At 59.4% G+C, this 21,149-nt stretch carries 19 protein-coding genes and 1 pseudogene; 2 read left to right on the top strand and 18 right to left on the bottom strand.

The genetic code is table 11. The annotated features are described in order from the left end of the window. Nucleotides 1–124 precede the first annotated feature (124 nt). The 16 genes from AAIS01_RS17260 to AAIS01_RS17185 all read right to left on the bottom strand — a co-directional run bounded on the left by AAIS01_RS17260 (nt 125) and on the right by AAIS01_RS17185 (nt 18,337). Nucleotides 125–994 carry a DUF6282 family protein gene (locus AAIS01_RS17260; RefSeq protein WP_343469913.1) on the bottom strand — a complete coding sequence of 290 codons (870 nt, stop codon included), beginning with the start codon at nt 992–994 and terminating at the stop codon, nt 125–127. Continuing rightward, on the bottom strand, nt 991–1,767 hold the full coding sequence (locus AAIS01_RS17255; RefSeq protein ID WP_343469912.1) for an alpha/beta hydrolase: 777 nt from the start codon (nt 1,765–1,767) through the stop codon (nt 991–993). Before AAIS01_RS17255 ends, AAIS01_RS17260 begins: the two co-directional genes overlap by 4 nt. 18 nt (nt 1,768–1,785) lie before the next feature. Continuing rightward, nucleotides 1,786–2,775: an NAD(P)H-dependent flavin oxidoreductase gene (locus tag AAIS01_RS17250; RefSeq protein WP_343469911.1), complete on the bottom strand. Its 990-nt coding sequence runs from the start codon at nt 2,773–2,775 to the stop codon at nt 1,786–1,788. Between the two features lie 61 nt (nt 2,776–2,836). Beyond that, nucleotides 2,837–3,205: an antibiotic biosynthesis monooxygenase family protein gene (locus AAIS01_RS17245; protein WP_214917349.1), complete on the bottom strand. Its 369-nt coding sequence runs from the start codon at nt 3,203–3,205 to the stop codon at nt 2,837–2,839. Nucleotides 3,206–3,233: 28 nt separating this feature from the next. Further along, nucleotides 3,234–3,794 (bottom strand): flavin reductase family protein, encoded by a 561-nt coding sequence (locus tag AAIS01_RS17240; protein WP_343469910.1) that lies wholly within the window; start codon nt 3,792–3,794, stop codon nt 3,234–3,236. After that, complete coding sequence (locus AAIS01_RS17235) at nt 3,791–4,960, bottom strand: LLM class flavin-dependent oxidoreductase (RefSeq protein ID WP_214917356.1); 1,170 nt, start codon at nt 4,958–4,960, stop codon at nt 3,791–3,793. The genes AAIS01_RS17240 and AAIS01_RS17235 overlap by 4 nt, the downstream gene beginning before the upstream one ends. Nucleotides 4,961–5,000: 40 nt before the next feature. Continuing rightward, the gene (locus AAIS01_RS17230) at nt 5,001–5,705 is read right to left on the bottom strand and encodes an RraA family protein (RefSeq protein ID WP_343469909.1); all 705 of its coding nucleotides are present in this window, start codon (nt 5,703–5,705) and stop codon (nt 5,001–5,003) included. Continuing rightward, nucleotides 5,702–6,892, bottom strand: coding sequence for an isocitrate/isopropylmalate dehydrogenase family protein (locus AAIS01_RS17225; RefSeq protein ID WP_343469908.1), 1,191 nt, complete (start codon nt 6,890–6,892; stop codon nt 5,702–5,704). The genes AAIS01_RS17230 and AAIS01_RS17225 overlap by 4 nt, the downstream gene beginning before the upstream one ends. Continuing rightward, nucleotides 6,892–7,911: an aldolase catalytic domain-containing protein gene (locus tag AAIS01_RS17220; protein ID WP_343469907.1), complete on the bottom strand. Its 1,020-nt coding sequence runs from the start codon at nt 7,909–7,911 to the stop codon at nt 6,892–6,894. Before AAIS01_RS17220 ends, AAIS01_RS17225 begins: the two co-directional genes overlap by 1 nt. Before the next feature lie 322 nt (nt 7,912–8,233). After that, nucleotides 8,234–9,154 carry a LysR family transcriptional regulator gene (locus AAIS01_RS17215; RefSeq protein WP_343469906.1) on the bottom strand — a complete coding sequence of 307 codons (921 nt, stop codon included), beginning with the start codon at nt 9,152–9,154 and terminating at the stop codon, nt 8,234–8,236. A 91-nt stretch (nt 9,155–9,245) separates the two neighbouring features. Continuing rightward, complete coding sequence (locus AAIS01_RS17210; protein ID WP_343469905.1) at nt 9,246–10,436, bottom strand: MFS transporter; 1,191 nt, start codon at nt 10,434–10,436, stop codon at nt 9,246–9,248. Further along, nucleotides 10,433–11,434: a zinc-dependent alcohol dehydrogenase family protein gene (locus AAIS01_RS17205; protein WP_343469904.1), complete on the bottom strand. Its 1,002-nt coding sequence runs from the start codon at nt 11,432–11,434 to the stop codon at nt 10,433–10,435. Before AAIS01_RS17205 ends, AAIS01_RS17210 begins: the two co-directional genes overlap by 4 nt. 78 nt (nt 11,435–11,512) lie before the next feature. Next, entirely contained in the window at nt 11,513–14,686 is a 3,174-nt protein-coding gene (locus AAIS01_RS17200) for an efflux RND transporter permease subunit (protein WP_343469903.1), read from the bottom strand. After that, complete coding sequence (locus AAIS01_RS17195; RefSeq protein WP_343469902.1) at nt 14,686–15,852, bottom strand: efflux RND transporter periplasmic adaptor subunit; 1,167 nt, start codon at nt 15,850–15,852, stop codon at nt 14,686–14,688. Before AAIS01_RS17195 ends, AAIS01_RS17200 begins: the two co-directional genes overlap by 1 nt. A 27-nt stretch (nt 15,853–15,879) precedes the next feature. Next, complete coding sequence (locus AAIS01_RS17190; protein WP_343469901.1) at nt 15,880–17,028, bottom strand: acyltransferase family protein; 1,149 nt, start codon at nt 17,026–17,028, stop codon at nt 15,880–15,882. 178 nt (nt 17,029–17,206) lie between these two features. Continuing rightward, complete coding sequence (locus AAIS01_RS17185; RefSeq protein WP_431191933.1) at nt 17,207–18,337, bottom strand: serine hydrolase domain-containing protein; 1,131 nt, start codon at nt 18,335–18,337, stop codon at nt 17,207–17,209. Between the two features lie 181 nt (nt 18,338–18,518). On the opposite strand from AAIS01_RS17185, the gene AAIS01_RS17180 reads away from it, so the two are divergent. Both AAIS01_RS17180 and AAIS01_RS17175 read left to right on the top strand, forming a co-directional pair. Next, a complete protein-coding gene (locus tag AAIS01_RS17180; protein WP_214917382.1) occupies nt 18,519–19,397 on the top strand; it encodes a LysR family transcriptional regulator in 879 nt (292 codons plus the stop codon). 247 nt (nt 19,398–19,644) lie between these two features. After that, nucleotides 19,645–20,688: an NAD-dependent epimerase/dehydratase family protein gene (locus AAIS01_RS17175; protein WP_343469899.1), complete on the top strand. Its 1,044-nt coding sequence runs from the start codon at nt 19,645–19,647 to the stop codon at nt 20,686–20,688. A gap of 10 nt (nt 20,689–20,698) precedes the next feature. On the opposite strand, the pseudogene AAIS01_RS17170 reads toward AAIS01_RS17175, so the two are convergent. Together AAIS01_RS17170 and AAIS01_RS17165 are read right to left on the bottom strand one after the other, a co-directional pair. Then, nucleotides 20,699–21,010: pseudogene (locus AAIS01_RS17170) on the bottom strand (MerR family transcriptional regulator); the annotation flags it as partial. Further along, complete coding sequence (locus AAIS01_RS17165; protein WP_343469950.1) at nt 20,916–21,128, bottom strand: hypothetical protein; 213 nt, start codon at nt 21,126–21,128, stop codon at nt 20,916–20,918. The gene AAIS01_RS17165 and the pseudogene AAIS01_RS17170, both read right to left, overlap by 95 nt. Nucleotides 21,129–21,149: the final 21 nt, after the last annotated feature.

Below are 21,149 nucleotides of genomic sequence, written 5' to 3'. Positions count from 1 at the left end.
AATGCCCGAGCTCAAGATCCACGATGCTGCTCCGACGCAGCGCTTCGGTTCTGGCGGAATTCTCCGTCATACGCTGTTCCAATAGGTGCACACCACCTCGCTTCACTTCGATGCAGGGTTCCTATTACGGCTCCACCCGCAGCATTTGCCACGCATTGCCCTGACTGACTTGCAGCGCTCGTTCGCTTTCCAATCCCATACGTTCAAACCACAGCAAACTGTCCACCCGCCATTGTTCGATATCCGGTTGAGAGGTTTGACCCAGGTCGGAACTATAGAGCGCCCTGGGGACGTCGCGTAGGACCTGAGTGAAGTCTTCCCATGGCTGGTAGCCGAGCAGGTAGGTCAGGGCGGTTTGTTCGGTGTAGACCATGGGGGCTTGAGCCAATTCCAGCAGGGCACTGGCGTCCAATCCGGTCAAGGGGTTGGCCGGCTGGTTGAGCATCAGCCTGGGAACGTCCAGCCGCACCGCCGCGTCTATCAACAGACGCACTTCCTGAGCGTCGGCATGGCCGGTGGAGATGACGATCGGGTAGTCCCGGGCCATCCGCAGCACGTCCAGTGTTTGCCCGTTCAATTTCCCCTCATGACTCACGGTCAGTGGCCGGATGGGGTATTTATCCAGGACCCAATGACCACTGCTGCGCTTGAGACGGGACTGGTGGATGCGGCCCGTGACGGTGGGAAGGTGCACGATCAGCCGGGCTTCGCTATCCCCGTGATGACACAGCGAACGCTGTACCACCCTGAAGTCGATACCGCCGGCGATTTCGTTGAGCACCACCGAGCCGGAGACGGGAAGCCCTTCCTGCCGGGCCTCCCAGGCTTGCGAAGCGCTGCAGCCCAGGTGGTTCTTCAACACCACCCAGCCTTTCACCGCGCTGTAGCGTCGGCCTGTCTCTATCACGCCATGACGCCTCAGGTACGCGTCGGGACCGGCGTGATAATGCACATCGATAAAATCAGCCTCAAGCAAACGCCGCAGGTGGCTCATGCGGCCACCTCCAGGTTGATGCCCAAGTGGTCACGCACGGTGCGCATGACCAATGCCGGCGCATCGAGCAACGGGCGCATGCCACCATCGGGAATGGGTAATCGGTAATGGCGGGCCTGCTCGTTGACATGCACATTGATACCTCGCACCAGCTGTGACTGTTCGCCGTAGACCGTCAATAGCGCACCAGGAAAGCTGTGGCTGGCTTGTCGCAGGTCGAGGCGATTGAGCAGCCGGAAACCCAGGTGCAGGCGCCTGGCCTGGAGTGCGGCACTGGCCTGGTCGATGTCTATTGGCCCGCTGGGGCTTATCCGGGTCGCCGGCTGTACCAGTTGATCGAGTAGTTGTAGCGCTTGTTCGAGATCGCCGAGCGAGGCTAGATCAGCCATTTTTCCCAGTCGTCCGTCGAGAATTCCATCTGCCAGTGCAGGCGAGGACAGCAACAGCACGTTACTGACGTGGCGCCCAAGGCTGGTGCCCAGTAATGCCTGCACGACAGCGCCACCCAGGGCCGAGCCCACCAGCAGATCGATCTGGCCCTGCGCCGATAACACTTGCTGCCAGCGCTGCGAAAAGTCCTCAAGCGATTCGTTTTCGTCAGCTAGTAGCGATAGCGTGTCGAATATGACCACCCGGTAACCGGCTTTTACCAGTGGCGCGATCATGGGGTGGAAGAACAGGCCTTCATCCCAAACGGGCATGACCGGCGACATGACCACCGCCAGTTGATCGCCGTTGCCCCATTGGTTGCTTACTGCATTGGACGTCTGCATAACCCTTCTCCCGGATGATCAGGCGATTTTGTCGAGAGCCTGCAGTTGGTGGCTTTTGCGCAAGATTCGCGTGGTTTCGCTCATCAGGTCATGGACGATCTGGCGCGCGGGCTTGATGTCGCCGACCAGATCCAGAACCTCACCTGCCCAGATCGCGCGGTTGTCGAGATCGTCAGCGAGGACAGCCCTGGCGTAGTCCTGACGGATCGAAGCCGGTGCCTCTCGCAGTGCCTCGTCACGGCCCAGCCACGCTTGCGAAAAGCGGTTGGCAATGGCCCGGCCGCTATAGTGTTCTGGCCATTCGATGCCGCGCACCAGATCGAAAATTCGCGTGCGCACCGTGTCCGACGTACTGGATTCGATCAGGCGCTTCTTGAACGCGGCCGAGGGCAGGGCCTCTTCTGACGCGAGGAAACGGGTGCCCAGCATGACCCCGTCGGCCCCCAGCATCAGTGCTGCTGCCACGCCACGCCCATCGGCGATGCCGCCGGCGGCAATCAGTGGAATCTTGTCGCCGATTCGATCCTGCACGGCGGGCAACAGTGGCATCAGGCCGCGGCGCAAGCTGTGCCCGCCGGCCTCGGCACCTTGGACGATCAATGCATCGGCCCCGGCGTCCAGGGCCGCACTGGCCTGGTCCAGTTCATGAATTTGCACGATGGCTTTCGCGCCGGCCCGATGGATGATGGGCACGAATGCTGCCGGGTCGCCAAATGACAATGCGACGACGTTGGGTCCGTACTCCAAGGCCAGGTCCAGCAGCGCCATGTTCCGGCCCACGGTGAACATCACCAGGCCGACCCCCCATGGCTGCTTCAATTCCCGCATGGGCGCAAGCTCAGTGCGCATCCAGTGCTCGTCGCCATAACTGGCGCCGACCAGTCCCAACCCGCCGGCCCTTGATACCGCAGTGGCCAGTTTCGCCCCCGAGGCACCCCCCATGGGCGCCAAAACGATAGGGTGGGAAATGTTCAAGCTTTGTGTGAGGCGCGTGTTGAGGTTAGCCATATCGATACTCCTGTTCTCGTGAGGGCAGGCCGGTCAGGCCTGCCCGTTTCGGCTTTTGAATTCACTCAGCGATGAGTGCCGCGGTCAGCGCCTGTGGGATGAAATCGCTCACCTGGTAAAGGTGAAACTCCCAGGTTCCGGTGTCCTTGAGCCCTGAATAACGGGACATGAATGACTCGTCCTGAAACAACGAGTCGAAGGCATCCTTGCTGGTCCATTGCGCCTGGTTGATGACTGTCTTTCCATCAAGGCTTTTGTACAGTCGGCTCCATTGGAAGGCCGGGTAGGTTTGCGCCACGTACTGGACGGTATCGCGCAAGACGGCGAGGGCGGCATCTTGCTGGCCTGGGTTCACATGGACGACGTTCACCAGAAAAATGGCCTGGTCTTCGCCCGATTGTGGTGCCTGGAATTGTTCGATCTGGGTCATGAGTCACTCTCCTGGGGATGGGGGTGGGTCATTGCGTTAGCCGAGCGGATATCGCCGGGCTGCCGTTTTCCCAAAGCAGTGGATGGATGGGCTCGGCGAACTGGACTGCGTCGACGCGGCCGATGATCACATCGTGGGTGCCATAGTTGAGGAGCTTATCCAGGGTGCAGATAAGGCTCGATTGCGCATCCGCCAGACAGGGCAAGCCCTGAATGTCCTCCCACTGCCCGTGGGCGAAGCGCTCGGGCCCTTTGACCTGGCCGGCAAACACCGGCACCAGGGCGCTATGGGCCGCGCTCAGCAGGTTGACGCTAAAACGCCCGGATAGCATGAGCGGGCGGTGAAGGCTGGCGGAGCGGTTGACGCAAATCAGCAGCGCGGGGGGCGTGGTGCTCACTGAGATCACGGCAGTCGCGACCATGCCCACCGGGTCATCGCCGTCACGGCTGGCAATGATCGCCACGCTTGACGTCAACCTGCGCATAGCGTTCTTGAACTGATCCGCCAATTCGCCAGCGTCGACGTCGGGGGCGATCGGCGATGCCGTGACGTTGCCCGAAGCACTGCGGGCCTGGGAATATCCGCTCATGCCACAGCCTCCATGATCCTGCCGGGTTTGTGCGGCGCGCGTTGGCCGGCTTGCTCCATCAACGGCAACACTTCCTTGACGAAGCGCTGGAGCCCGCTCTGGTAGTCCAGCCAGGTTAAATTGATGCCGTCCACGCCCAGGTCGGACCAGCGCTGCATCTGGTCCACAATCATCTGGGAAGTGCCCACCAACGGCACGCCAGCAAACCCCGCCTTGAAATGGAAGCGGAAACGCTCGGCATCAGCGGCGTCCTTGAACATGCCGCTTTGCACGCCGATCTCGCGGGTCACGTTATCCAGCGCCGCGTCGTCTCCATGCTGGGTCACGTAGTAGTCGAGCTGCTGGTGCGCCTGGTTCAGGGTGTCTTCATGAACGACGTAGGCGTACACCCAGATTTGCAGTTCCCGGCCATGTTCCAGACGCGCCAGGTCCCGGTAGGCCTTGATCTGTGCGCGGATGGTGTCGTCGTCGTCTTCGTGCTTGAGGATCAGGAACGCGGCATCGCAATGCTTGGCACAGAATTGGCGGCCCCTTGGAGAGCCACCGGCGTTCATCAGGAACGGCCGGTTGATCGGCTTGGGTTCTGCGTAGCCTTGCTTGACGTTGAAGAACTCGCCCTCATAGTCAAAGTACCCGTTAGCCTCCCATGCTGTTTTAGCGATCTCTATCCACTCATCGGCATGGTCGTAGCGTTTGTCGTGGTCACGCTGGTGACCATTGAACATGCCCATTTCCTGGCCAAACCAACCGCAGATCATGTTCAGCCCGAAACGGCCACCGCTGATGTGATCGATGGTCGCCGCCTGCTTGGCGGCAAACAATGGGTGGACCGTGGATACGTGCGATGTGGTGAACAGCGCGATCTGCTCGGTGACCGAGGCCAGGCCGGCGGCCCAGGTGTAGGTTTCGTAGGAAACGCCCATCGGATTGCTGGCGCCTTCCCAGCCGCGCCAGCGGCCTACGGGCAGCAAAAGTTCAAGGCCGGCGCGATCGGCCAGGGTGGCGATTGCCAGGTTGCTTTGCCAGTCAGCCGCCCGGTGGCGCTCCGGGGCGGTGGTCAGTGTGCAGCCGCCTTCAATGTTGAAACCGAACACGCCGAGTTTGATTTTGTTCTGGCTGTCGCGCACCGGGTTAGGCTTGCGGATGGACACGTTTGCAGTGGTCATGTCGTGAATACTCTTTCAAATGAATGGAATAAGTCGCAACTCAAACGTTGGTCTGCTTTTCCCCAGCGGACAGCCAGGGTTGGTCGTAGCGGTGCAGGGCGCGGGCCTGTTCCAGTGGGTAGCCGTCGTTCACGCTCTGGATGATGTCTTTCTCGGTCTGCTCCACGGCCTGGGCGCGTTGGATGACCTGTTCGGCCTTGTCGGCGGGTATCGCCAGGCAACCGCTGCTGTCACAGATCATCAGGTCGCCTGGATTGACCGTGACCCCGGATATCTGCACGGGCACCTGGGTTGCCCTGAGCTGCACTCGGTTCTTCGCCGACTGCATGAAACGAGCGCGACTGAACAGTGGATAGTTCAGGCGCTGGACCGTATCGATATCCCGCGCGGCACCGTCGATCAATGTGCCGCGAATTCCCCGGCTGACCGCCACGTGGGTCAGGATGTCGCCCCAGGTTGTGCAGTCAGTGCGTCCAGGGTTGCTGGAAACAATGACCGCATCGGGCGGAACCTCGTCAATGTAGTTGGCGGCGGTCCTGAAGCCGCTTCGTTCGTGCACTGGCTCATACAACACCGTGTAGGCGAAGCCTACGCAACGCGTTCCCGGTACCTGCTGGTTAAGACCTGTCAGGCCCCCGGCTAGTCCCAGGCTGTCGAGCGCATCCGACAGGCTGGCGGTATCGAGCGCCTCACAAGCTTTGAGTAGTGCATTGTCCTGCGCAGCGGGAGAGGTGATTGCGTTCATGCGTGGGCTCCTTTTCTCAGCACATGCTGGTCATGGTTTCCAGTATCCTGGGATGTTGGCCCGTCAAGCTGTGCAGCCCATTCGAGGGTCTGCCTGACGATGACGGTCGCCACCTCGAACGTGCTGGCCGTTCCGCCCAGGTCGTAGGTGCGGCAATCGCTGCGTGCCACCTGGGCGACGGCGTTGCGAGTCGCTTGGGCTGCGTGCGAGTGCCCGAGATGCTCGAGCATCATCGCGACCGACAGGAACATCGCGCTCGGGTTGGCCCGGTGTTGGCCTGCATAGGCGGGAGCGCTGCCATGCACGGGTTCGAAATAGGCACCCTGGGCCCCTATGTTTGCGCTGGGAGCTAAGCCCAGGCCGCCCATGACACCGGCCCCGAGATCGGAAAGAATGTCACCGAACATGTTTTCGGCCACGATCACGCCAAAGCGCTCGGGGCGGCGGACCATCCACAACGCCACGGCATCGACGTTATCGATGTTGCACTGAATGTCGGGAAACTCCGCTGCAACCGATTCCAGAATCTCTCGGGCAAACGCGCCGCTGTAGCGCAGAACGTTGGGTTTATCCGCCAGCGTGACGCGGTCATAACCTTGCTGGCGCGCATGCTCGAAGGCAAAGCGGAACAACCGCAAAAGTCCCGAGCGGGTTTGCAGGCGGACCGTCATGGTGGCGTCGCTGCACCCTTGGCGCGTCCACGGCGCTCCATTGCGTTCGCGCTCGGCCAGTATCGGCTCGAAGGCTGGCGGAATGCTGGCGAAATCCAGTCCTGCATACAGCCCCTCGGTGTTTTCCCTAATCACCGAAAAGCGATATCGGTTATTGCCTAGTACATCGGTAACAGGACGTACGTTGGCAAACAGCCCGAGCTTCTGGCGAAGTTGGATAACCGGGGAAACATATACTCGCCCGGTCCCTCTTAGGGGCGCTGAAAGTTCTTCCTCGGCTTCACGAAGGGGCTTGCTGGTAATGGCGCCCAACAGCGTTGCGTTACTTTCATTGATCAAGTCCCAGGTTGTATCGGGGATGCAATTTCCCTCTTTCTGCCAGCAGCTCCAACCGATCTCTCCAAACTTAAGGTCGATGGGCAAGTTAAGGGCTTCAAATAACGGCAACACCGCCTCGGTCACTTCGACGCCAATGCCGTCTCCTGCCAATACACACACTTGTTGGCGCTGGCTCATCAGAGGACACCTCCACTTGCAAGCGACGACAGCGTCGTAGAACGTGGCTTGATGGTTCTTTCCGGTTTGCGGCTACCTTGTTCGTGCAAAATCTGCAAAGCGTGGAAAGTTGAAGCGGGACTGTGTGCCTTTATCACTTCATCCAAGCGGTGCTGAACATCGAATGGCATGTTGTAAGTGCCCATCATGACGTCCGTCAGCGATAGCGGAAGGCTGCTGGCCGGCACGCTGTCGGCGGTGAGCTGGGATAAATGCAGGGCACTCACCAGGTCATAGTCGTTGCGAATACCGGCACGGTGCAGGTAAGCGACAAACACGCCCAGATGCAGGTTGCCGGCTCCTTTGCCCATGCCGCAAATGGACGCATCGATGTATTCGGCGCCGGCATCCATGGCCGCAATGGAATTGGAAAGCGCCAGGGAAAGGTTGTTGTGGGCATGAAAGCCCAAGGGAATCAGGACCCGGCTGGAGATCCGTGTTATCAATCGATCGACATCGGCCGGGATCATGTTGCCATTGGAGTCCGCGAACACCAGCAAGTCTGCCCCGGCGCTTTCCGCGCGCAGGCTCATGTCGGAAATTTCCCCCGGACCCAGGGTTGTGACATGAGTGATATTGGCGCTTACCTGGAATCCGTAGGCCTTGGCCAGCCTCACGGTGGCCAACCCGTCTTCCAGCCGGTCGCGGCGTAGGCAAACGCGTATCATCGACACGCCATGTTCCTGCAGCAACTGGAAATCACCGGCGTCTACATTGTGCGGATGCACCATGACACATAGGTCGATCCGACCCGCAGCGGCGGCCTGGACAGCACTCAGGTACAGGGCATCGACGGCACTGGTCAGCCCATGCTCATGCTTGCGTACGAAAGAACCGTTGCGGTAACCGATTTCACAATAAGGAATACCGGCTTCAACCATTTGGGAAATTGCAGACTGGGCGTAATCAACAGTGAAGTTGAAATTATTACGGTACCCACCGTCTCGCAGCGTGACATCGATAATCTTTATCTGGCTCATGAATACAGTCCCTTTATCATGTTTCGAAGGCACGCAAGTGTGCCGTTTTTACTTTGAATAAACAGAGGCAACCAGGAGTAACAATGTCTTGCGCAGCCGAACACGCATAACGATCTGCCAACAAAGGCAGCGTTATTTATCGTACGGGCAGGGGGATTATTATTATAGGAATGGAGCGGGTGCGGCTTTGTACAGGGTCATGGTTTCAAGCGAAGATTCGTTTACCTGACCGTGATTGATACTGGACAACATCCCTCAGGTTGTAAACAGGCTGTTTTTAACAGAGGCTGTTAAAAAATTCCCAATCGAGCCGGTATCGGCGTTAGCGATGTTGCTGTGCAAAACAATGAATGACGAAGTCCATCATCGCCCTTATCCCGGGGGCGGTGCGCATGTCACGATGGACCACAAGCCATAATTCTGCATGCAACGGCTGCTCTTCGATTGGAACCCTTTGCAGGCCGCTTTGGGCGCTGGCCATGAATACGGGGAGCAGCGCGATACCGGCACCGGCCCTGGCCGCTTCGGCTTGCACATCAAAGGATTTCACCCTTAGCACTACCGGCCTCTGCCCTGCGGCATTTTCCAACCAGATGCGCTGAGCTGAGGGCTCCTGTTCATCGTCATGGGCAATGAACTCATAGGCCGGCGCGGCACGGCCTTGCAGGTAGGCTTCGGCCGCGAAGAAGCCGAAGTCCAGCGTGCCGATTTTACGCACGACCAGATCCGTCTCGGTTGGTCGTCCGACGCTGATCGCGATATCCGCTTCACGCCGGGCCATTGACGCCATGCGCGGGTTGGACAGGATGCGTACGTTGACGTCGGGACATTGTCCCCGTAGCCGACCAAGATGGGGGGCAATGAAATGTGTCGTCAGATGGGGAGGCGCGCTGAGGGTAATGTCTGCGACCTTGTCGGTGCGGATTGCACAGACCGCGCGACTGAGGGCGCAGGCGGTTTCCTGCATGCGGTTGCCCAACTGAGCGATTCGCTCGCCATTTTCGGTCAACTCGTATCGGTGACTGCGCCGATCCACCAGGCGTATTTTTAGCGCGGTTTCAAGGGCGGCAATGCGCCGTGATACGGTGGCGTGCTCGACGTTCAATGAACGTGCGGCGGCGGCCAGGGAGCGTATCTTGGCGAAGGTAATGAAATACCGAAGGTTCTCCCAGTCGAACTGGGTGCTATCCACAGGGAAATCGATGAGCGGCGTGGCCGTGAGTGATGTGTTGCTAACATCCATATCGTGACTCCGTCCGAGTGGTTATGACCGATAGAAACTCCGTAACGTGCGAGAAAAGACCGCGGCTTACCACGGTCCCCAGTGAATGACTCTAGTGCAAAACCGCTTGAGTTTCTGGCGCAAGATCCGGTTGTCTTGCTCCATACATCAGCACCTTGAGCATTATCACCGCTGCTGCCAGCGCGCAGAAAACCAGGCCGCTGACAATAGTCCCCTCTATGCCCATGCGCGCCAGGAACCATCCGCCCGCTGTTGCGCCGAGGGTCACTCCCAAGTTGATGAATGAAATATAGAGACCGGTGACAAACTCCGGGGCTTCCGGGGCCTCGGACGTCAGCCAGACCTGGGTCACAATCAGTCCGCTGGTATGAGTCGCCCCCCACAGAACTACGATCAAGACCATTGGCAAAATGGCCGGGCTGGCAAAAAAGTGGAGGATCAGGTATGACGCTCCCAGCATGACCGGATGCATCAGCGTGGTCACTGTCTTGTTCATTGACAGCAAGCGGCCTGCCAGCAAATTACCGGCCACACCGCCCACACCGAACAGGATCAACATGGCACTGATCACTTCACCGCTCATGCCGACTTCACGAGACAGGTACTCGGCGCTGTAGGAGTACACCGAAAACATCGCACCGAATATCAGCGTCGAGGCCAGGATGTTGAGCCACAAAGTAGGCTTGCGCAGGATGGCCAGTTGTTCACCGTAAGGCGTCCGCTGGCCGGCGAAGGTATCGGGTAACCGGGCAATGATGCCCAGGCCGGCGATGACGTTGACGGCGGTGCAGAACAGGAATGCTGCTTCGTAGGAAAAACGTGCCGCGATCCAAGTGGTGATAGGTACGCCGAGTACCATGCCCATGCTGGTGCCGACAAACGCCTTGGCCGTTGCCTGCGTGGCTTGCTCTTTGGGATAGAGGGAGACCACCGCGACAAACGCCAGCGAGAAATACACCGGATGGAAGAACGCGGGAATGATCCGCAGGATCGCGAGTGATCCATAGGTGGGCGCATAAGCTGACAGGGCGCTGGCGCCGGCAAAAATGAACAGCGACAGGGTCAGGATCCGCTTGCGGTTGTAGCGCGAGAACAACAGCACCATGAACGGACCGAATACCGCGATGATCAGAGCGAACAAGCCTACCAGGTAGCCCGCTTCAGACGCGCTGACGCTGTAGCGTTCGATGATCACCGGCAAAATACCGACCACGCCGAATTCGATGGTATAGACACCGAACAGACCCAGGGCAATGAAGAACAACGGGTTGAACATTTTCATGGTCGGTCCTCCAGGGTCACGATGACTTTGCCGAATTGCTCACCGGCTTCCAGGTACTGGTGGGCCTCTACGATTTCTTCGAAGTCAAAGGTCCTGGCGATCACCGGGGACAGGCTGCCATCAATCAGGCCGCTGCACACGAACGCCTTGCCTTGGGCAAACAGGACGGGGTCGTTGACGATTTCGTGCAGCAGGTAACCACGCAACGTGAGGCTTTTTCCCAGTACGGTAAACAGCGGGAAGGGCGACGGCTCGCTGCTCAGGGCACCATACTCAATGATGATGCCGCCACGACGGGTGGCGTCCGCCAGTTGCTCGATAGCTGGGCCGCCTACAGGATCGAAGACAACCCGGACGCCATTCCCGGAGGTAATGTGCGCGACACGTGCTGCCAGATCTTCCTCGTCGCTGACAATCACATGGACGGCGCCGGCCGCCAACAATTTGCGCACTTTTTCCTCCCCCCGGGTCACCGCGATGGGAATTGCTCCCACTCGGTTGGCAATCTGGATGGCAGCCAGGCCGACGCTGCTTGAGGCAGCGGTAATAAGTATGAAGTCTCCGGCGGCCAGCCCGGCGACGGGTAACAAGGCGCCCCACGCCGTGAGGTATTGCATCCAGACCCCCGCGGCCTGCTCCATGCTGAGGGTGTCGGGATGTCTGACCAGCATCGCCGCCGGCACCACCGCTTGCTCGGCATAGGTTCCCCATTGAGCGATGCTCGAAGGGGGAACGAGGCTGACTGGGTCACCTATCTGAAAGTCGTGTACGGCATCGCCCACGGCTTCGACAAAACCGGCTGCTTCATACCCCAGTCGGCTGGGAAACTCAGCCTGTTCAAGGTACTGGCCACGCCTGAACATCGATTCGGCGCGGTTGAGACCGATGGCCCTCACGCGGATGCGGACCTCATCAGGGCCTGGCTGGGCGACCGGTAAATCCTCGATCCGCAGAACCTCTGGATCACCATACTCATAGAACCGAACGACACGTGTCATGGCATTTCTCGCAAGGATTAGGAACGTTTGCAGTCTAGAGGCGCGTCCAGTGCAGAAAAACGCGCTGGAGTTCCGGTGTTAACGGATGTATGTGTCCGCAATGGCAATGGATTGGCCTTGGGGTAGCCGGCGACCGATGCTACGAACCAGCACGTAGAAGAGCGGGGTGAAGAGTAGTCCGAATGCGGTTACGCCCAGCATGCCGAAGAACACTGCGACGCCCATTGCCTGACGCATTTCAGCCCCGGCACCGTTGGAAATCACCAGGGGAACGACGCCCATGACGAAGGCAATCGAGGTCATCAGGATCGGTCGGAGCCTCAGCTTGCTGGCCTCCCAGGCGGCGCTCAGTGGGGTATGGCCCTGGCGTTCCAGATCCCTTGCAAATTCGACGATCAGGATGGCGTTCTTCGATGCCAGACCCACCAGCACCATCAGGCCGATCTGGGTGAAGATATTGTTATCGCCCCCGGCCAGCCAGACGCCCGCCAACGCCGAAAGCACCCCCATTGGCACGATCAGGATCACCGCCAGCGGCAACAAAAGGCTTTCATACAATGCCGCCAGCACCAGGAATACCAGCAATGTGCTGACTGCCAGTACCCAGCCGGTCGCGTCACCGGCCAGCCGCTGCTGGTAGGTCAGGTCGGTCCATTCCATGCGTATACCCTGGGGCAGGGTTTGCCGGGCGATACGCTCGATGGCCGCTTCTGCCTGTCCCGAGGAATAGCCGGGGGCGGGTGCGCCGTTGACGTCCGCCGCTGTAAATGCGTTGTAATGCACGACCATTTCCGGGCCGTAACCTGGATCGACCGACAGCAATGTCGACAGGGGCACCATGTCGCCGTATGCATTGCGCACCTTCAAGCGCGTGATGTCTTCGGGGTTGGCCCTGAACGGCGCATCCGCTTGCGCGCGGACTTGGTAGACACGTCCGAACAGATTGAAATCGTTGACGTACAACGAACCCAGGTAAATTTGCAGGGTCTCGAACACGTCCGTCACCGAGACACCGAGCTGCTTGGCTTTGACCCGGTCGAGGTCAACATCCAGCTGGGGCACATTTATCTGGTAGCTGGAGAACAGCGGCCCCAGTTCCGGTGCCTTGGCGGCCTCGGCCATGAAGGCCTTGACCGCGCTGTCGAGGGCGACATAACCCAGGCTCGCCCGGTCTTCGATTTGCAGTTTGAAACCGCCAAGCGTTCCCAGGCCAAGGACGGGCGGCGGCGGGAAAACAGCCGTAAACGACTGGGCGATCGCGCTGAATTGGCCATTGAGGTCTGCCGCTATCTGGCTTGCCCCCAGCGCCTTGCCGGAACGCTCGGCAAAAGGTTTGAGAATCACGAAAATGATGCCCGAGCTGGAAGAGTTCATCAGGCCGTTGACGGACATGCCAGGAAACTCGAGGGTATGGGCAACGCCAGGGTGTTTGAGCGCGATATCGTTCATGTGCTGGATGACATGCTCGGTGCGATCCAGGGAAGCTGCGGCGGGTAATTGGGCAAATCCCACCAGGAACTCTTTGTCCTGGGCCGGAACGAACCCCGTTGGCAGCGTGTGGCTGAGCCATGCGCAGGCACACAGCAGAACGCCGAATAACGCGAACGTCCTGCCCTTATGCACCAGAACGCCGCGCACGCCGGCGCCATAGCGGTCTTCGGCCTGCTTGAATCGGCGATTGAATCCCCTGAAAAAGCGCCCCAGCACCTTGTCGATCCCGCGCTCCAGCAGATCCTTCGGGGCGCCGTGTGGTTTGAGCAGCAGGGCGCAGAGGGCGGGGGACAAGGTCAATGAATTGAACGCCGAAATCACTGTGGAAATGGCGATGGTCAACGCGAACTGGCGGTAGAAACCGCCAGAGAGGCCGGGCATGAATGCCAACGGAATGAACACGCAGACCAGCGTAAGGGTAATGGCGATGATCGGTTTGCTGACCTCTGCCATCGCCTTGTGCGTTGCCTGATGAGGTGATAATCCCTGGGAGATATTACGTTCGACGTTTTCCACCACCACGATCGCGTCGTCCACGACGATGCCGATTGCCAATACCAGGCCAAACAGTGACAGCGCGTTGATGGAAAATCCGAACGCCAGCAAAAACGCCAGAGTGCCGACGATGGATATCGGCACCGCCAGCAGTGGTATAACGGATGCGCGCCAGGTTTGCAGGAACACGATGACCACCAACACCACCAATACAATGGCTTCGAACAGAGTACTGATCACCGCATCGATGCTGGAGCGAACGAACTGGGTTGGGTCGAAAACGATCTTGTAATCGACGCCTGCTGGCATATCGGCCTTGGCTTCAGCCATGATTTCACGAGCGCGGGCAGAGATGTCCAGCGCGTTGCCGCCTGCCATCTGGAAGACCCCGAAGCCCACTGCCGGCTGCCCGTCCACCAGCGAGCGAAGCGCGTAAGTGGAGGCCGCCAGTTCGATCCGGGCCACATCACGCAAAAATGTCACGGCCCCATCAGGCACTGTCTTGACGACGATATTGCCGAACTCTTCTTCGGTTTTCAGCCGTCCCTGGGCATTGACCGAAAGTTGCAGCGGCACGCCGGCTCGCATGGGCGAAGCACCAATGACGCCGGCCGCGACCTGGATGTTCTGCTCGCGGATTGCCTGAACCACTTCGCCGGCGGTGAGTCCACGCTGCACCACGCTATCGGGGTTGATCCAGATACGCATGGCGTAGTCGCCGCCGCCCCAGATGCGCACCTCGCCGACACCGGGGATGCGTTCGAGCTGGCTCTTGATGTTCAGAATGCCGTAGTTGCGCAGGTAGTTGGCGTCATATTCGTTGTCGGGCGAAACCAGGTGAATCGCCAGGGTCTGGGTCGACGATGACTTGCTGGTAGTGACGCCCAGGCTCAGCACATCGGCCGGCAGGCGCGGCAATGCTTCCGAGACACGGTTCTGCACCAGTTGCTGGGCCTTGTCAGGGTCTGTGCCCAAGGCGAATGTCACGTTGATCGCCAACGTGCCATCGCTATTGGCTTGGGATTGCATATACAGCATGCCTTCCACACCGTTGATACGCTCTTCCAGCGGCGCGGCGACGCTTTCAGCCACCACCTTGGGGTTAGCGCCTGGGTATTGGGCGTTCACCACGATCAATGGGGGCACCACATCGGGGTACTCCGACACCGGCAACCGCGTCAGCGAGAGCAGGCCCGCGAGCAAAACCAGGGCGCTGAGGACGCCTGAAAAAATCGGACGGTCGATAAAAAATCCGGAAATATTCATCACTGTTGCGCCTGTGGTTGTGACGGCGCGTGTATGGGGGCGACCTGAGTGCCCGGCGTCGCCAGATGCAAGGAGCTCACGACCACTTGTTCCTCAGGTTCGATGCCTTGGTCAATGACGCGTAGCGCACCTTGGCGTATGCCTGGCTTGACTTGGCGGTACTGGACGCGCCCCTGGGCATCGACCACCAGCACGTACTTCTTGTCCTGATCGGTGCCGATGGCGCTGTCTTCGACCAGGGTGGCGGAGCGGCTGGCACTGCCTGGCAGCAGAACCCTGGCAAAAAGGCCCGGACGCAGCTCCCCATTGCTGTTGTCGAAACTGGCCCTGACCCGGATGGTGGCTGACCGGGTGTCCAGCCGGTTGTCCAGTGAACTCAAGTTGCCTTTGCGTGGATAACCCTCTTCGTGTGCCAACCCAAGCATGACCGGTACCGGATTGTTCGCGGGGCGGTTGCCCAGGTAGCGCAGGAAAGTTTGCTCATCCACATCGAAGTCGGCGTAGATCGGCGAGATCGACACAAGGTTTGTCAGGGCCGTGGAGCGTTCCCCCACATCGACGATATTGCCCGGTGTCACTTCTACCCGTGAAGCTCGACCATCAAACGGCGCGAGGATACGCGTGTGCTCCAGATCGAGTCGGGCCAGTTCGACCCTGGCCTGGGCTTCATTGACCCTGGCCTGGGCTTCGTTGGCGCTCTGTATGCGCTTGTCCAGGTCGGTTTTTGCGATGGCATTGCTGGTGATCAAATGCTCGTAGCGCTGCAGCTCTTTGTGCGCAAACAGACTCATCGACTTGGCAGCCACCAGCGCGGCTTGGGCTTGTTGCAGCGTCGCCGCATAAGGGCGAGGGTCGATCTCGAACATCAGGTCGCCTTTACGCAGCAGCGCTCCGTCCTTGAAATGTACGCTGATGAGTGTGCCGGCCACTAAAGGCTTGATGACCACGGTGTCGGTGGCGACCAAGCGGCCGGTGTAGCTTTGCCAGTCGACGACATCACGCTTGATCGCGGCCATCACCTGCACTTGAGGCAGCGGCGCGGGGTCGGTCTTTGCCTGGGCAACCGGCGACCGCATGCTGATCGCGAACCCGGCAAGGGCCACCAGCGCCAATACGCCCAGCGCCCAAGCGGGCACGCGGGTCAACCTGCGAATAAACGAAGACATGGTAAGCATCCTTTCTAAATGGAAAAATCAGAGCTGAGGCACACCCAATGGCCGCTCGATCGGCCTGGCCTTGCCCCAGCGCCGCATAGCAGGTCGTTCAACGAAGGCGAAAAGCAGCCAGCCACCCAGCAGCGACAGGCAGAACGTGGCCGCGAGAATGAGAGAGGCCGGCACAACGGCAAAACGTTGTTCGTCTAACAGCGAGGTCACACACATCATGATCAGCAGGTGGATCATGTAGAACCCGAACGAAATCTCCCCCAGCCAGACCATCAGCGGATGACGAAACCAGGACTTGCGTTGCGCAACATCGGCCGCAGCCAGGCTGGTAATCAGCAAGGCAATCGGGATGACGGTGGTGAGTGACAGGCTGTAGATAAAGGCCGCTTCTCCTGCGAGGATGTAGGCCACCACCGCCAAGGTCAGGGCCGGTGTGACCTGAAAGGCGATCCAGCGTCCCGTCATCAGGATCCGCGCCATCAACATGCCGAGAACGAACTCGAACAGCCTTAGCGGCGGAAAGTAATAAGCCAACCACCACTGGTTCAGGGAAATCGGGTATTCGGCAATCTGAGGTGCATCGTTGACCACTTCAGCGATGAGCCAGTGGGTTGCAGCCATCGAGCAGACTGTCAGGCCTGCGGTCAGCCAGAGACGGTCCTCTGGAACCTTCCACAATGCGCGCAAGAGAAACGGGAACGCCAGGTAGAAAACCAATTCACAGCACAGTGACCAGGACGGCCCGTTGACACTCAGGAACACCGACATGTCCGGCACCCAGGCATGGACCAAAAGCAGGTTGGGCAACCAGGCGCTGATGGCCGTCAGCGGTACGGCGAACAAGATCATCGCCAGGACGAAGGTGACCAGATGGTTGGGGTAGATCTTCACCAGGCGTCGGCGCCAGAATGCCCCGAGCGTGTCGTTCTGGCGGGCCGACCAGGTAATGACGAAACCACTGAGCACGAAAAAGAACGACACCCCGATCCAACCGCCCACGCTGAACATCCGCTGGAAGCCGGCGATGATGTCCTGGTCCGCAAACGGATTGAACCCGATGATTTTCGTCAGTGAGGCGTGGAAGAAAAACACCAAGGCGGCCGCGACAAAACGAAACCCCGTCAGGGAGTCCAGGCGCACATGGGGGTGTTTGTGATACAGGCTTGAATGCGTCATGAGTCGATACCTTTCAATAAAGATCCGCGGCACGGTCGAGGTTCGACGTGCCTGGTCAATTCCATGGGGCAGGTAGCCAAAACAAAACTGAACAACTCAAACTGCATTCGTATGAAGGCCGGCCTTCAAGCCGGTCTTCTCGTCATGTCTCCTTATCGCAACGCAGGATCTGCGTCATTCAAACGCCGTATACGGCGTTGCATAGATCAACGGTGAACTGGCCGAACATGCCTTCGAAGGCGGTGTTGGTGAACGCCACTACGGACAACTGCTGTGCCGGGTCGACGAACCATGAATGACCAAAAGCCCCACCCAGGCGCCAGGTGCCCACTGACTCTGGCGCTTGCGCTGCTTGCGGATCGGTCAGAACGGTGAAGCCCAGGCCGAAGCCGCGGCCAGGCCAGTTGGCGAGTTCCAGGTTACCGGTCTGGACGGTTCCCATTTCCTTCGCCAGGCTCGCCGGCATGAGCGGGCCACCCCCCTGGCGCAAGGTTTCGAGCAAGGTCAGGAATTCTTCGGCAGAGCCGATCATCCCCGAGCCCCCTGAATGGTAGGCACTGCTGTCGAGGGCCCGATCCGCGTCCATCCGGATGCCTGCGGTGTTTTCGAAAACCTCGATCACTTCGACGCCCTTCATGCGACGTGGCGCGGGATCGGCATTGAGATACGCCGCCGTCAGGCGGGAAGTGTCGACGACATTGAAACGGGTATCGGACATGCCGAGTGGCTCGCACACCAGTTGATTGATCGCATCAGCCAGGCTGCTCTCGCATACCCTGGCGATGAGCGCGCCCAATACGTCGGTGGCAATTGAATACCCCCACTCGGTACCAGGGCGATAGAGCAGCGGCGCGGTAGCCAGTCGCCGGATGTTTTCTTCCAGGGTCAGTGGCGCGTTTTCCAGCCCGTCACACACACCAGCCTGCGCATAGGCGCCGCCACCCTGAGCTTCGAGAAAACCGTAACCCAGGCCGGCCGTATGGCTGAGCAATTGGCGTACGGTGATGGACACGCGGGTGCCATCTCCCAGGGTTGGCTGAAACTCCGGTAGCCAGCGGGCGATAGGGTCATCCAGGCCAATGCGGCCTTGGGCAACCAAGGCCAGGGCGGCCGCCGAGGTGATAGGTTTGGTCACCGAGGAGAGCCGGAACAAGGCGTCGGTGCGCATCGGCAGGCCAGCCTCTCGGTCAGCCAGGCCCACGGCGTTGCGATAAGTGATTTCGCCGCGACGGGCGACCAGCACCACGGCGCCCACCAGGCGTTTGTCTTCGATGGCGCAGCTCAGGGCAGCGTCGATTCGCGCCTGCATGGGGTCAGTAGCGATAGCGCTGGATAATTGAATGGTTTCTTTGGCAGTCATGTTCGCGATTCCCTGCTGTAGTAGACGTCGTCATGCTAGGTCGCAGACGGCAGGGGAAACAGAGGCTAGAATTCCGGACACATCGGACGTTTCGTTCCGCAATCCAAAGCGCAAAACTCAAGGAGAGAGCGTGGACAACCTCAGCGGAATCTCGGTTTTCGTACAGGTTGCCGAAACCCGCAGCTTTGTCGCGGCGGGTCGGCTACTGGGCGTATCGTCATCGGCGATTGGCAAAAGCGTCGCGCGCCTGGAGCAGCGCCTGGGGGTCAGGCTGTTTCATCGCAGCACACGAAGCATCAACCTGACAGCAGAGGGCATGCTTTTTCTGAACCGTTGCCAACGCGTGCTCAATGAGCTGGAAGCGGCGGAACTGGAGCTGTCGAGCACCAGCAGTGAACCACGGGGCAAACTGCGCGTGAGCCTACCCTTGGCTGGGCAGTTCCTGTTCACCTTGTTGTCCAGATTTGCCAAGCGATACCCGGACATTCATTTGGAGCTGGACTTCAGCGATCGCCTGGTGGATGTCGTGGAGGAGGGCTTTGACGCAGTGGTCAGAACCGGCGAGTTGAATGACTCTCGCCTGGTGGCGCGCCGATTGGGGGCTTTCCGTTTCCTGCTGGTGGGCGCCCCGGCCTATTTCCAGGCCCAGGGTACGCCCCTGGCCGCCAGCGACTTGAGTCACCATGACTGTCTGTTATACCGCGTGCCGTCCACCGGCAAGCTTGAGCGCTGGCCACTGCCGGATAAAGCCCACAACGGCACGCAGGATCTGCGGGCCGTGCTGGTCTGCAACAACATCGACATGCTTTTCAACGCCGCTTTGGAGGGAAGGGGCGTCGCCTGTCTGCCGGAATTTGCAGTCAAGGATGCCCTTGAGTCCGGTGAGTTGCAGGCCGTGTTAACCCAAGAGGTGACCCGGACAATCCACTTCAGCGTGCTGTGGCCGCCGAACCGCTTTATCACGCCCAAGCTGCGTTGTTTCGTGGACTTCATTTCCTTGCATATGTGAGCGGGTGGGCTCTGCTGGCTGCGGGGTTGTTAGCGTGGTAAACGCACTTAGGAAAATGGGCGGAATCCTTTATCGGCCGGTCTGGTCGCTCGGCGCGCTGGCGTTGTACCGGCAGGTTTGGTCCGGTGCGGGCGCCGGGGATCAGTCGCCTTGGAAAGGTGCCAATGGCTACTTGACTCTGTCCCATGGGACACCTCGTATGCTTTTTCCTGCGCACACTCTGGCGCGCTGCCAACAAGGAGTTTCTGTGAAAGGTTTATGTCTGGTGACGGGTGCCAACGGCCATCTGGGCAACACCTTGATGCGAGCGCTGCTCAATCAGGGGTATCGGGTTCGAGCCGGCGTTCGTGACATCAGTAACCACACACCCTTTGCCGGGCTGGACTGCGAGTTGGTGTATGCCGAGCTGCTGGACAGTGCGGCCTTGGACAAGGCCTTGGAGGGGGTAGAGGTGCTGTTTCAAGTGGCCGCGGTGTTCAAGCACTGGGCTCGCAACCCGGAGGCCGAGATTGTCGAGCCGAATATTCAAGGCACGCGGCGTGTGCTGGAAGCAGCTTCACGGGCGGGTGTGCATCGTGTGGTCTACGTCAGTTCGGTAGCCGCCGTCGGTCATGATGGTACGGCGCTGGATGAGGCGCACTGGAATACGGAAAGCGAAAACGCCTACTACAAATCGAAGATTCTCTCCGAGCAAGCGGCCTGGCAGTGCGCTGAGGTGTTGGGGTTGAACATGGTGTCGGTATTACCTTCGGCCATGGTGGGCCCCAATGCCGGTTACCTCACGGATACCATGGGACTTCTTCAATCGGTTCGGCAGCGGCAGATGCCCTTTGACCCGGGGTTTCGTTTCAACTTCGTGGATGTTCGCGATGTGGCCGAGGGGATGATACTCGCCGCCGAAAAGGGACGGGCGGGGCAGCGCTATATCTTGGCCAATGAGCGTTCGTCGCCGCTCAGCGATTTGATCGAGGCTGCCAACACCCAAGTGCCTGGGTATCGCCAGCCTGTCTCAGCACCACGCTGGTTACTGTTGGGCGTGGCGTGGTTCCAGGAACGCTGGGCGCAATTAGTTGGCAAACCCGCCCAGTTGCTCTTGAGCCAGGTGCGCCTGTTTCACAACGTGGCGCAGGAATACAACATCACCAAGGCGAAAAGCGAATTGGGTTTCAACCCACGGCCGCCTGAAGTGGCCTTGAGGCAAGCGTTTGCTTATCTGTACAGACAGGCGCATCAACCTTATGAAGACCTGCGACAGGGCGAGGCGAAAACATTGAGTTCATCTCGCTTTTAAGTTCAATCAAGTGAAGATCAAGCGCCTGCAGTTCCGCGATCCTGTCCTGGACCTGCTGGCGCTTGTCGTCGACTGCCTGGTTGGCCAATGCCAGCGGAAAGGATTTCAACTTGTTTTTTGCGGCAATCAGCGGGTTCATCTCGGCCAGCTTGAACCCGGCAGTTTGCGCTGTGCGGATCAGGTGAACGATTTCCAAGTGATGAGCGTTGTAGATGCGATACCGCCCCTCACGCTCCGGCTCGTTGATCAGGCCCCTCTGCTCGTACAATCGAATAGCTTTTGGGGTGCAGCCAGTCAGCTTGGCGAGTCGTCCAATGAACATCTGTCAATTCCTTATGTGAGACATCGAATACCAATGTTTCTTTAATCGTCAGAGCTGCAAAGGCCGTCACATGAAAATCAGAAAAAGGGTTGTGCTTCAGTAAGGCAGAAGCCAGCATCGACCCGCTTCTGTCATCCGT

It is taken from the genome of Pseudomonas halotolerans (genome assembly GCF_039581215.1).
GTDB classification, from domain to species: domain Bacteria; phylum Pseudomonadota; class Gammaproteobacteria; order Pseudomonadales; family Pseudomonadaceae; genus Aquipseudomonas; species Aquipseudomonas tehranensis.
Note: the sequence above shows the minus strand (reverse complement) of the source record. Positions and strands in the feature narration are given on the sequence as shown.